We start from the raw sequence: 12,389 nt of genomic DNA on the forward strand, positions 1-12,389 counted from the left end.
ACCGGTAGGCCGCCTTATTTCTTCAGGCTGTCGCGGATCTCGCGCAGCAGCACCACTTCCTCGGCCGGTGCGGCCGGTGCGGCTTCCTGCTTTCGCGACAGGCGGTTGATCGTCTTGACCACCAGGAAGATGGCGAAGGCCACGATCACGAACTGGATCAGCGTATTGATGAAGTCACCGTAGCCGATCACCACGGCCGGGATCTCCTTGCCATCGGCGCCGACGCTGGCCGGTGACAACGTCCAGGCCAGCTGCGAGAAATCCACCTTGCCGATCAGCATGCCCAGCGGCGGCATGATGATCTTCTCGACCAGGGCGGTCACGATCTTGCCGAAGGCCGCGCCGATCACCACGCCGACGGCGAGGTCGATGACGTTGCCGCGCATCGCGAATTCCTTGAACTCGGTGAGCATTCCCATTGTTGTTTTTCTCCGGTGGGGGAAGTGGACAGCGCGCAGGGTAGCGCAGGTGATGTCAGCCGGCGATCACGCCGTGGCGCTCGGCCACGTTTTCCAGTCGGGCACTGAAGCGGTCGCCGGGTTTCAGCGCAGCCACCCCGGACGGGGTGCCCATGAACACCAGGTCGCCGGCACGCAGCTGCCACAGCTTGGACAGCTCGTGCAGGATCTCCGGCACGTTCCAGATCATCTGGTCCAGCAGCGCCTGTTGGCGCACTTCGCCGTTGACCTCCAGCGACAGGTTCAGCGCGGCCAGGTCGCCCACTTCAGCGGCATGGACAATCTCGCTGATCGGTGCCGAGGCATCGAAGCCCTTGGCTGCATCCCACGGATGGCCCTTGTCCTTGGCGGCGGCCTGCAGGTCGCGGCGGGTCAGGTCCAGTCCGACGGCATAGCCGTAGACCAGAGCGTCGGCATCGGCCACGGCCAGTTCGCCGGCTGGCGCATCACGGCCGATCGCCACCACCAGCTCCACTTCGTGGTGCAGGTTGGCGGTTGCCGGGGGATAGGGAATGGCATCGTCGTGGCCGACCACGATCGCATCGGCCGGCTTGCTGAAGAACATCGGACGGCCGCGATCGTCGGTCGCCGGCACTGCTGCGCCCATTTCGCGGGCATGGTCGGCGAAGTTGCGGCCGACGCAGTAGATACGGTGCACGGGGAAGCTGCCGCCACCGGCTACCGGCACACGCGGCAGGGCTACGGCAGGGATCACATCGGAGACATCGGACATGCGGGCATCCAGGAAGGGCGTGCCCGCAGTCTAGAACGCATGGCGCCCGCCGTCAGCGGGCGCGGAGGGCGTGGATCAACGCGAGGCCGGCAGCACCGGCTTGCGCACCACGCGGTACTCGCCTTCGACCACGGTCGGATCGACCGGACGGGCAACGCCCGGCTTGCGCGAGGCCAGCAGCTTCCACGCCAGGCCGACCAGGATCATCGCCGCACCGACGAACACGCCGATGAACACCATCGCGGCCAGGATCGCCAGGCCGAGCAGGCCCACGGCAACGCGCACCAACGGGTGACGCGGCTTGCGCGGCGCGAACAGGGTGCGGAACTGGTTGAAGGCGGATGCGCGATTGAACATGGCGGCTCGATAGGCTGGGATCAGCGAAACCAGAGTATCGGGACGCGCCACTGTCATTGAGTGAAAAACTCGTTAAATATAGCCTATGCTTATTACGGATCAATGACTTGTGTTCATGTCGCAGCCAGTCACCTGAGTGGGCGTGCGACAATGCAGGTTTACTGTCCGAGCCTTCGCCATGACTGCCGCCGCTGCCCTGATCGCCCTTGATGCCATTGCCGATGGCGCGTTTGCCGAGGTCGAAGCGGTGGTCGATGGCGATGCCGAATCGCTGGTGCTGTACCGCGATGGCGCGCAGGTGCGTGCGTTCCTGAACATCTGCCCGCACGCGGGCCGTCGCCTGGACTGGGCCCCGGGCCAGTTCCTGAAGAGCCGCGAGGGCCACCTGGTGTGTGCCGCCCACGGTGCCTCGTTCGCGCTGGACAGCGGCGACTGCATCGCTGGCCCCTGCAAGGGCGACCGCCTGCGCGCGGTGCCGGTGGACGTGCGCGACGGGCAGGTTTATCTCGCCTGAGTCCAGGCCAGGGGTCGGATCCGTTTTCCGCAGGAAAGCGGCTCTTACCCCATCAAGCCAGGAGCAGTCGAGCATGGCTCGACGCTACAAAAGCCGTGTCGACCAAGGTCGACACCTACCAACAGCAGCACGGAATGCCGTTTCGACAGCTCGCATGAATCTGTCGAAGGCGGGGTGGGTCCGGTTGCGGGGGCGTGAGCCGCATGGGCCCGAGGCATGCCTCGGGCGGGTTGGGCAGGACGCCCAACCCCGGTCTTGCCGTGTGCGCAGGACAGCGCACACGAGCAAGCGGCGACCGAGCTTACATGGGTGAGGGCGCTTTGCTTGCGAAGCACTGCTTCGCAAGCGCCCGAACGCACAGCCGCCAGCGGCTGGGCCGGGCCCCGGAGGGGGACTTGCAGCGTCCCCCGCAACCGGACCCACCCCGCCATCCCACGAAATGCACGTTTTTGCTGTTGAGGTTGCCGGCCAGCGGCCGGCACTACCGGGGTGCAGGGCGCAGCCCTGCCAACAAACCCCAACCTCAGAACATCAGGTTGATCATCAACACCACCACCAGCGTGTAGATCAGCGACAGCGGGCCGCCGACCCGCCACATCTCACGCGGTGTGTAGTTGGCCGGCCCCGTGATCATCGAGATCACCGGATTGGAGGCCGTCATCAGGTTGTTGGACGCCGACAGCGCCACGATCAGCGCGAACGCCGTCGGATTGCCGCCCGCCGCCAACGCCAGGTTCACTGCAATGGGCACCATCACGATGGTCGCGCCCACATGGCTGATCACCAGCGAGAACGCCGTGGTCAGCAGCGCCAGCGCCACCTCCAGCACCCACACCGGAATGCCGGTCGGCAGCTTGTCGATGGTGTGGCCGGCCACCCAGGCCGCCGCGCCACTGGAGTCCATCGCCCAGCCGAGTGGAATCAGCCCGGCCATCATGAACACCGTCTTCCAGTTGATCGAGGCATAGGCCTCGTCCATGCGCAGCACGCCGGTCAGCAGCATGCCGGCCACGCCGGTCATCAGCGTCAGCGCCACCGGCAGCTTGCTGGTCAGCGCGATCAGGATGGTCAGCGCGAAGATCGCCATCGCGATCTTGAACTTGTGCGGGCGCTGCTCGCCGGTCGGGTAGTCGGTCACCACCACGAAGTCACGGCTGCGGGCGGCCTGCGCCAGGTCGGTCCAGATGCTGTGGAACACCAGCATGTCGCCGGCGCGCAGCTGCACGTCGCGCACGTCCTCGCGGATCACCTGCTTGTCTCGGTTGATCGCCAGCAGGCTGATACCGCGCTCCTTGCGCAGGCGCAGGTCGGCCGCGCTCTTGCCGATCACGTTCGAGGTCGGCGGCACCACGGCCTCGGAAATGCCGGCGCGGCTGGGGTTGAACAGGTCGCCCAGATGCTTCAGGCGAGAGGACATGCGCAGGAACTGGTTCTGCGCGAAGTCGCTGATCTGCTCGCGCGGGCCCATCGCGCCGAGCACGCTGCCGACCCAGATGCGCATCTCCGCCGGCGGTGCCAGGCGGGTGTCGTTGCCGGTCTTCAAGGCAAGCAGCAGCGGGGCATCGTGCAGGTTCTCCGCCTCGCCCAGGGTCATGCCGACCAGCGGGCTTTCGGCACTGACCACCAGCTCGAACACATCGCCTTCGATGCCGTAGGTCTTGGCGAAGTAACTCTCGGTGCGTGCCGGGGTGACCCCGTCGTTGACCAGGCTTTCCTCTTCCACCAGCTTGCGGTCGCCGTAATAGCGGAAGTACAGCAGCGAGGCGATCAGCAGTGCCACGCCGATCGGCAGTGGCGCGAACATGCGCAGCGGCTCGATGGTGGCCAGGCCGGAAGGCAGGTTGTTGTTGGCCGAGGCCAGCAGATCGTTCAGCAGGATCAGCGGTGAATTGCCGACCATGGTCAGCGCACCACCCATCACGATTGCCGCCGAAATGGGCAGCAGCAGGCGCTGCAGGGTCAACCCGGTGCGCGCGGCCAGTCGCGAGGCGACCGGCAGGTACAGCGCCATCACCGACGGGTTCTGCATGAAAGAGGAATTCAGGCCGGCAATGGCCGTGGTCATCATCAACAGCCGCTGCTCGACGCCATGGCCACGCCGCAGCAGCCACGCGGCCAGCCGGTTCAGCGCCCCGGTGCGGTCCAGGCCCGCACCGAGGATGGTGGTGGCGATGATGCTCATCACCGCGTTACCGGAGAAACCGCCGAAGATCTCCTCCGGCGCGATCAGGCCGGTGACACCGAGAACCACCAGGACCACCAGCGCGACCACGTCGGCGCGGATGCGCTCGAACAGGAACATCGCCATCGTGAAGCCGACCAGCCCGAGCACGAGCTTCATGTCGTTGGTCAGCGTCAGCGCGGTATCCATGTGGGGAGCGGTGTCCTCAGGCGATCGTCAGGTGCGGTCGTACAGCAGGTCCCAGACGCCATGGCCGAGCTTCTGGCCGCGGGTCTCGAAGTGGGTCTGCGGACGCCAGTCCGGGCGCGGCACGCTGCCACGCGGGCCGGCGCGGTTGACCAGGCCGGCGGTGGCATCGAGCACGTCCCACATCTGCTCGGCGTAGTCCTCCCAGTCGGTGGCGCAGTGCAGGCGGCCACCCGGGCGCAGCTTGCGCACCAGCAGCTCGGCAAATGCAGGCTGCAGCAGGCGGCGCTTGTTGTGGCGCTTCTTGTGCCACGGGTCCGGGAAGTAGATGCGCACTTCATCCAGCGCGCCATCGGCGATCTCGTTCTGCAGTACTTCCACCGCATCGTGGTGGTACAGGCGCACATGGTCGGCGTTGTCGTCGGCCAGCGCGTTCAGCAGCCGGCCCACGCCGGGGGCGTGCACCTCGATGCCGATGTAGTCGCGCGACGGGTCGTGCTGGGCAGCGAAGCGCAGCGCGGCACCATTGCCGAAGCCGATTTCCAGCACCTTGTGCGCCGGGCGCCCGAAGGTGGCGTCCAGGTCACGCGGCTGGCCGTTGTAGTCGATGCCGAAGCGCGGCCAGCGTTCGTCGAACGCGCGCTGCTGGGCAGGCGTGAAGCGGCCCTGGCGCAACACGAAGCTGCGCACCTCGCGGCGGCCCTCGCTCACGGTGAAGGGCTTGGGCGGGGCCTTGGAACCGGCGCTGTCGAAGGGATTGGTCATCAGCCGATCAACCCATCCACCGGGGAGGAGGCGCTGGCGTAGCGCTTGCGCGGGATGCGCCCGGCCAGGAAGGCCTCGCGGCCGGCTTCGACGGCCTTGCGCATGGCACTGGCCATCAGCACCGGGCTGCGTGCACCTGCAATGGCGGTGTTCATCAGCACGCCGTCGCAGCCCAGCTCCATCGCGATCGCCGCATCCGACGCGGTGCCCACGCCGGCGTCGACGATGATCGGCACCTTGGCGTCTTCGATGATCTGCAGCAGGTTGTACTTGTTCTGGATGCCCAGGCCCGAGCCGATCGGCGCGGCCAGCGGCATCACCGCAGCGCAGCCGATTTCTTCCAGGCGCTTGGCCAGGATCGGGTCGTCGGAGGTGTAGACCATCACTTCGAAGCCGTCCTTGACCAGCTGTTCGGCGGCCTTGAGGGTCTGCACCACGTCCGGGTACAGCGACTTCTGGTCGCCCAGCACTTCCAGCTTGGTCAGGTTGTGGCCGTCCAGCAGCTCACGGGCCAGCCGGCAGGTACGCACCGCGTCTTCGGCGGTGTAGCAGCCCGCAGTGTTGGGCAGGATGGTGTAGCGCTCCGGCGGCAGCACGTCGAGCAGGTTCGGCTCGCCCGGGTTCTGCCCGATGTTGGTGCGGCGGATGGCCACGGTGACGATCTGGGCGCCTGCAGCCTCGGTGGCCAGGCGGGTTTCTTCCAGATCCTTGAACTTGCCGGTGCCGGTCAGCAGCCGCGAGCCATAGGTCTTGCCGGCGATCACCAGCGAATCGGGGGAGACATGAACGTTCATGGCGCGATTATCGCTTATCCGCCTGAAGATGGGGTCACGCAGCGGGCGGGGTCGAGCGTGGGGTCAGATCCCTTTGCCTGTGGCAAAGGGATCTGACCCCTGAAGACCCGAGCAGCCTCAGCCCCCGCCCAGCGCGTGCACGATCTCCACCACGTCGCCTTCGGCAAGGACATGCCCGCCATGGCGGCTGCGGCTGACGATCTCGCCATTGACCTCCACCGCCACCCGGCGCTGCAGCAGCTGCTCGGCTTCGAGCAGGTCGTGGAGGGTCGCCAGAGCGGGCAGGGTACGGGGTTCGCCGTTGAGCTGGATGTTCATCCGCGCATTGTCGCCGATAGCCCGGTGGGATCGGAACGTTTGCAAATTGAACCGGGCGCCAGCTCCGGCACAACGGGTTTTCACGCGGTCAGGCGACAATCCATGCGGCGGCGCAGCGTGAGCAAACGGCGGCGCAGTGAAACCATTCACCGTGCGCCGGCGTACGTCCGCCGGGTCCTCAACGATATCCCCACAGGAGTTCTTTACATGCTGCTCAGCAAACGCCCGATCCGCTCCCTGATGGCGGCCGCGATCGCGCTGGCCGCGCTTCCGGCCATGGCAGGCGAATCCCCGTATTCCAAGGCCGTGTTCTTCGGTGACAGCCTCACCGATGCCGGCTACTTCCGGCCGTTGCTGCCGCCTGGCGTGCAGCCGGTCACCGGCCAGTTCACCACCAACCCGGGCTGGGTGTGGTCGCAGCAGGTGGCCAACTACTACGGTCTCAACGGCGCCGCCAACGGCAACGGCCAGAGCGGCGACAACTATGCGGTGGGTGGTGCCCGCGTCGGCGTGGACGTTCCGAGCGCGATGGGAACCATCCCGTCGCTGAAGTCGCAGGCGGCCCGCTACCTGGCCGCGAACGGCGGCAAGGCTGACGCCAATGTCCTGTATACGGTGTGGGGCGGTGCCAACGACCTGTTCGCCGCGGCCGCTGCGCCGGCGCAGGCGCAGGCCATCATTGGTGCGGCCGTCACCGACCAGATCGCCCTGGTCGGCGCGCTGAAGCAGGCTGGTGCGCAGTACGTGCTGGTGCCGAACCTGCCGAACGTGGGCCTGACCCCGGCCTTCCGTGGCCCGAATGCCGCAGCCGCCACCGCGCTGTCGGCCGGTTACAACAAGGCCCTGTACGGCGGCCTGAAGCAGGCCGGCATCGAGTTCATCCCGCTCGATACCTTCACCGTGCTGGGCGAAGTGGCTGCCAACCCGGGCATGTACGGTTTCACCAACGTCACCAGCACCGCCTGCAAGATCGACCCGGCCAACTCGACGCAGAGCATCCTGACCTGCAACCCGACCAGCTACGTCAGCCCGGATGCGGCCAACACCTACCTGTTCGCCGACGGCGTGCATCCGACCACCGCCGGCCACCAGCTGCTGGGCCAGTACGCGGTTTCGGTGCTGGAAGGCCCGCGTCTGCAGCAGGTGCTGAGCCACTCGGCGCAGACCATCGGCCGCTCGCGCGCCGACCAGGTCAGCATGCATCTGGGTGGTCGTCCGGCCGACGGCCTGTCCTGGTGGGGCGGCGTGCGCGGTGACCTGCAGCGCTATGACCACGCCGACCTGTACGACGGCCTGGCGCCGGCCGGCCTGTTCGGTATCGACTGGGCGCGCGACGGCATGGTGTTCGGCGGCTTCGCCGGCTTTGGCCGCCTCAATGCCGACTTCGGCAACAGCCGTGGTGACTTCACCCAGAAGGACACCACCGCCGGTCTGTTCGCGGGCTGGTACCACGACCGCATCTGGGTCAATGGCCAGGTCAGCTACACCTGGTTGTCCTATGACGTGAACCGCAAGGTCCAGCTGGGCCCGGCCACCCGCGAGCACGGTGGTTCGCCGGACGGCAGCAACCTGACCGCTGCCCTGAACGCTGGTTACGAGTTCGGCACCGAGGGCGGTTTCCGCCACGGCCCGATCGCTTCGGTGATCTGGCAGAAGGTGAAGATCGACGGTTACACCGAAAGTGCTGCGGCCGGCACCCTGGCCACCGCACTGGGCTATGACCGCCAGAACGTCGACTCGACCGTCGGCCGCATCGGTTGGCAGGCCCGCTTCGATGGCGGCACCGTCAAGCCGTACGCGCAGGTGACCTACGACCACGAGTTCGAAGACACCAAGCAGGCCAGTGCCTGGCTGCAGACCCTGCCGGAACTGGGCAGCTACCGCGTGCCGGGCCTGAACTTCGACAAGAACTACGCCACCGTGGTGCTGGGTGCCCGTACCGAGCTGTTCGGCCTGCAGAGCAACTTCGGCCTGAGCGCATCGGCCGGGCAGAAGCGTGCCCAGGACGCGACGCTGTTCGCCAACTTCAGCGGCAGCTTCTAAGCAGCAACCGCCGGGGTCGGATCCCTTTCCTCAAGGAAAGGGCTCTGACCCCTCGCGGATGCGGTGGCCACCATTGCGCTGTACCGGTCCCTCCGCATAGACTTTCATCCGCGCTGCGGGCGTAGCTCAATGGTAGAGCTGTAGCTTCCCAAGCTACTGACGTGGGTTCGATTCCCATCGCCCGCTCCACTTCGACTTTCCAGGGTCTTCCGCCGAACGCCAGGGAACGTCGTAAGTCATTGTCAGGATTGAGGATTTTCACCCAATATCGATCCACTGACATCCAGCGAAATCCACTCACAGCCGGTTCCAACTGGTACGTTGAGTGGTACATTGGCAATGCGGAGGTTCCCAAAACCGTATTGTTGCTGGAGGAGCCGGGGTTCCGTCGGGAACATGGCATCCAACTCGTTTCGCAGGAGTTGGGCTCATGCTTTCAGACCTCCAGGTTCGACAGGCCAAGGTGACCGGCAAGGCGTATTCGCTTGTCGATTTCGACGGTCTCTACTTCCATATCTCAGCCACCGGCTTCAAGGCCTGGCACTTCCGCTTCACTTGGGGCGGCAAGCGCGAGCGCATGTCCTTCGGCGGCTATCCCGCGCTTTCCCTGAAAGATGCCCGTCATCTGCGCGACGAGGCCCGGGCCATGCTGGCCAAGGACATCAACCCGCATTCGGAACGCAAGCGCAAACGCCACGTGATTGTCCTGGCGGGCGAGCACACCTTCCAGGCCATCTACGACAAATGGCTGGCCCACCGCAGCCTCTCTCTGGAAAATGAGGGCCGCCAGAGCACGCCCAAACAGATCGGGCGCGTCTTCGCCAAGGATGTGTTTCCCGTATTGCGCCACCTGACCGTCTACGACGTCACTCGCGCCCACCTGCTGGACATCATCGGCAGAGTGGAAAAACGTGGCTCGCTGTCGGTCGCCGAGAAGCTGCGCACCTGGTTCAGCCAGCTATTCACCTACGCCTCGGTGGTGGTGCCCAACATGGGCGACAACCCGGCCAAGGATTTGGATGTGGTGGCGATGCCGCTGCCGCCGGTGGAGAACAACCCCTTTTTGCGCATGCCCGAACTGCCGGCCATGCTGCAGACGTTGCGCAAGTACAGCGGCCGCCTGAATACGCAACTGGGTCTACGTCTGCTGCTGCTCACGGGCGTGCGCACCGGTGAATTGCGCTACGCCACGCCCGATCAGTTCGATCTGGAGCGCGGTCTGTGGATCATCCCGGTTGTCAGGCTCAAGCAACGCAAGCAGCTCACCAAGAAGAAGCGCCAGCGTTTCGCCGACATCCCGCCGTACATCGTGCCACTGTCGTTGCAGGCACAAGAAGTCGTTCGTCATCTGCTGGGAAATCTGAAGCCAGCGCAGGTCTATCTCATCCCCGGTGATTGGTGCCTGAAAAAACCTCTCAGCGAGAACACGCTCAATGGCGCGCTCAAGCGCATGGGCTATGAAGATCAGCTCACTGGGCACGGCGTTCGCGCCACCGTATCGACCGCGCTCAATGAATTGGGCTATCCGCCCAAGTGGGTAGACGCCCAACTCTCGCATGCCGATCCGGATCGGATCAGCGCGACCTACAACCACGCCGAGTACGTCGAGCAGCGCCGCGTCATGATGCAAGACTGGGCCGACCGCCTGGACTTGTTCGAGCAGAATCAGCTCGAAGTTGCCAGCACGCACCTGACCATCACGCTGCAGGGTCTGCCCACGATTGCCGGACAGGCGGCAGCGCAGCCGCCCGCCCTGAATCCAAACGCCCCTCAGTTGATCGTTGCGCCTGCACCGGATGCGCCAGCGGTTCCAGCTTCCGTCTATCGACTTTCGGCGGTGCATCTGCCCGAGTACGCGCGACCCACGCTGTCAGAGGTGCAGCGCGAGCGCTTGCAATTGCTGGAGATGTTCGAGGCATCCCACAACCTGTCGGTGGCCGACTACGCCAAGCTGGTTGGCAAGTCCCGCCGCTGGATCACTTACGAGATTCAGGCTGGCAATCTCCTGTCGATCCATCTGGGTCACCGTGGACAGCGCGTCCCGGACTGGCAACTCGACCCCATCAAACGCAAGCTGATTCAGGCTGTCCTGAAGCTGGTGCCGCGCGGCATCGACACCTGGCACATCTATCACGCACTGCTGCGGCCATACGATGCCCTGGGCAAGTGTCCAGTCATCGAGGCAGTCGATCCGACCAACCTGCATCTTGCAGCTCGACTGGTCGCCGCACATGCCATAGAAACCGATGAGCTTGCAGAGCAATCGGAAGTATCTCCGGTGCTGGCCAGGCAGACTGTAGAGCGCCTGGTAAAAACGGCAATGTTGGTTGATACGCCCGAAGATCTGGTCGCCCGTTGAGCTGAGGCCGGACGGCAGCCCGTCCGGTCAAGGTCCAAGCAGGGAACCAATAGGTCGATCGTTGCATGACCACCCGCCAACTCGCGATTTCCAAGTATTGGCAGGCAGTGTTTAGCGTCGAATCTGCGCTTGGCAGTCACCATAGGCGACTTCTCTGTGATGCTATCTCGCTATATCAGTATCCTGATCGGATATGACGCCAGCGGATTTCCGCAGCCAATCCCAAGCCCCGATCAATAGATTCCGACCGCTCGCAGCTTTTTCAAACCGCTGCCGTATCAGACCATACCGATACGGTTTTGCGTGAACCGCCACTTCTCACGATCCTGATAGCGCAAGCGTCACTGTCGAGCCGCGACGGACGCTCGCTTTTCTTGTGCTCAATGGATTTTTGTACATCGAGCACACAACGCCTACTCGTTGCGCGAACTGATCAGAAGTAATCAAAAGCGGGCGTCATCACTCGCGTCTTGCGCGGACAACAGGCCGACCATGGGGACGGCTGCAAAAGCAGTCGGCCCTGTAGTTCTTCTCCTGGAAGGAGACGGAGCATGCACGAGAACAAAAATGATGCACCAACATCAAAGGTGTTCTACCGCCCGCTCGAAGCGTCCATCCGCTGGGCCGGACTGCTGCGATACGAGCAGGTGATTCTGGCTTCGGTCTCGTCGCCGATGAATCTGCCGCAGTCGCTGGACTGCCCACGTTTGGGCGAACTGCGGCTGTACACCGACCGCATCTATGACGGCATCCTCAACGGGGAACTGCCCTTCGGGCAGCACGGCATCACGACGCGCGACACCACGTTGATCGAATCGCCTGATCTGACGGTGCGCCATGTCGATCTGAAGTGCTGGATGCGCCAGCACTACCCCGAGCAGCGGCCCGGCTTTCTCTTCTCCCGCAGCGAGCGCATCACCCATCCCTTCATCTCTCTGGAAACAGGGCAAGCCATGCTGGTCGAACGCCAGGCTTTGAAATCCGTCCTGGAACAGACCAAACGTCAGCTTCGCGAGTTGCAGGACAAGCATGACGCGCTGCTCAAGCAGCCCACGGTGATTCCGGCATGCGCGCAGTGTCCGATCAGTGATCGAGCCGAGGCCACCTACCTGAACATCGTTGGCGGCCTGTTGGAGCTGATGCTCGGCCAGTCGCCATCGGGCACGCCGTACTCCAGCTTCAAGACGCAGGAGGCCGTGGTCAGCGCGCTGGTCGCCCATCACAGCGGCGCCATGGGCATCGCGGAGCGGACATTGAACGGTAAGTTTGCCACCGCCAGGCGCCGGCTGCGTAGCGCCTCCCGCTGAGATTTGCCAGCTTGTATGTGCAGTCGCGGAGATTGCATTTGCAATGTCTTTTCGCAGCCGTGTCTATTGAATAGAGGTCACGCCAACAAACGCCGCTGAGCGTTCAGGAGTGACTGCCATGTCGCAAACATCTGTACTGCAGCCAAACGAGCGCCGCATCCTGCGCTTGGAAGAAGTCGAAGCGAAATCAGGTTTCAAGCGCGCCCACATCTACAACCTGATGAAGAAACGCCAGTTCCCGCAGGCCCTGCGTCTGGGCGTGCGCGCCGTGGGCTGGGACTCCATCGAAATCGATCAGTGGATCGACGAGCGCGTCAACAACCGGGCCTGACCCGTTCTCCCGCGGACTTTTCATCTTGACACGGAGAACGCC

The 12,389-nt window shown here is 64.6% G+C and carries 12 protein-coding genes and 1 tRNA gene; 6 read left to right on the forward strand and 7 right to left on the reverse strand.

Annotated features, from left to right (window positions below):
* Positions 1-14: 14 nt before the first annotated feature.
* The 3 genes from mscL to N5D91_RS05840 form a co-directional block, all read right to left on the reverse strand.
* A complete protein-coding gene (gene mscL, locus N5D91_RS05830; protein ID WP_153855661.1) occupies positions 15-419 on the reverse strand; it encodes a large-conductance mechanosensitive channel protein MscL in 405 nt (134 codons plus the stop codon).
* Positions 420-474: 55 nt separating this feature from the next.
* Entirely contained in the window at positions 475-1,191 is a 717-nt protein-coding gene (locus N5D91_RS05835) for a fumarylacetoacetate hydrolase family protein (protein ID WP_110713389.1), read from the reverse strand.
* A gap of 75 nt (positions 1,192-1,266) precedes the next feature.
* Entirely contained in the window at positions 1,267-1,548 is a 282-nt protein-coding gene (locus tag N5D91_RS05840) for a hypothetical protein (RefSeq protein ID WP_005410817.1), read from the reverse strand.
* 178 nt (positions 1,549-1,726) lie between these two features.
* Between N5D91_RS05840 and N5D91_RS05845 the strand changes: the two genes are divergently transcribed.
* The gene (locus tag N5D91_RS05845; protein WP_012511947.1) at positions 1,727-2,062 is read left to right on the forward strand and encodes a Rieske (2Fe-2S) protein; all 336 of its coding nucleotides are present in this window, start codon (positions 1,727-1,729) and stop codon (positions 2,060-2,062) included.
* A gap of 523 nt (positions 2,063-2,585) precedes the next feature.
* Here the strand turns inward: N5D91_RS05845 and N5D91_RS05850 are convergent.
* The 4 genes from N5D91_RS05850 to thiS all read right to left on the reverse strand — a co-directional run bounded on the left by N5D91_RS05850 (position 2,586) and on the right by thiS (position 6,307).
* Positions 2,586-4,433: an SLC13 family permease gene (locus tag N5D91_RS05850; protein ID WP_110713387.1), complete on the reverse strand. Its 1,848-nt coding sequence runs from the start codon at positions 4,431-4,433 to the stop codon at positions 2,586-2,588.
* A 27-nt stretch (positions 4,434-4,460) separates the two neighbouring features.
* On the reverse strand, positions 4,461-5,195 hold the full coding sequence (trmB, locus tag N5D91_RS05855; RefSeq protein WP_010481468.1) for a tRNA (guanosine(46)-N7)-methyltransferase TrmB: 735 nt from the start codon (positions 5,193-5,195) through the stop codon (positions 4,461-4,463).
* Positions 5,195-5,989, reverse strand: a complete 795-nt coding sequence (locus tag N5D91_RS05860; protein WP_010481470.1) for a thiazole synthase — start codon at positions 5,987-5,989, stop codon at positions 5,195-5,197. Before N5D91_RS05860 ends, trmB begins: the two co-directional genes overlap by 1 nt.
* A 117-nt stretch (positions 5,990-6,106) precedes the next feature.
* Positions 6,107-6,307: a sulfur carrier protein ThiS gene (gene thiS, locus N5D91_RS05865; RefSeq protein WP_180854242.1), complete on the reverse strand. Its 201-nt coding sequence runs from the start codon at positions 6,305-6,307 to the stop codon at positions 6,107-6,109.
* A 207-nt stretch (positions 6,308-6,514) separates the two neighbouring features.
* Here thiS and N5D91_RS05870 point away from each other — a divergent pair, with 207 nt between their 5' ends.
* The 5 genes from N5D91_RS05870 to N5D91_RS05890 all read left to right on the forward strand — a co-directional run bounded on the left by N5D91_RS05870 (position 6,515) and on the right by N5D91_RS05890 (position 12,347).
* Complete coding sequence (locus N5D91_RS05870; RefSeq protein ID WP_180854241.1) at positions 6,515-8,350, forward strand: autotransporter domain-containing protein; 1,836 nt, start codon at positions 6,515-6,517, stop codon at positions 8,348-8,350.
* 115 nt (positions 8,351-8,465) lie between these two features.
* Positions 8,466-8,539 (forward strand) — tRNA-Gly (locus N5D91_RS05875).
* A gap of 241 nt (positions 8,540-8,780) precedes the next feature.
* A complete protein-coding gene (locus N5D91_RS05880) occupies positions 8,781-10,709 on the forward strand; it encodes a tyrosine-type recombinase/integrase (RefSeq protein ID WP_003158602.1) in 1,929 nt (642 codons plus the stop codon).
* 551 nt (positions 10,710-11,260) lie between these two features.
* A complete protein-coding gene (locus N5D91_RS05885; protein ID WP_003158603.1) occupies positions 11,261-12,016 on the forward strand; it encodes a hypothetical protein in 756 nt (251 codons plus the stop codon).
* Between the two features lie 118 nt (positions 12,017-12,134).
* Positions 12,135-12,347, forward strand: a complete 213-nt coding sequence (locus tag N5D91_RS05890; RefSeq protein WP_003158604.1) for an AlpA family transcriptional regulator — start codon at positions 12,135-12,137, stop codon at positions 12,345-12,347.
* Positions 12,348-12,389 lie beyond the last annotated feature (42 nt).

Source organism: Stenotrophomonas sp. GD03794 (assembly GCF_029842145.1).
Lineage (GTDB): Bacteria > Pseudomonadota > Gammaproteobacteria > Xanthomonadales > Xanthomonadaceae > Stenotrophomonas > Stenotrophomonas riyadhensis.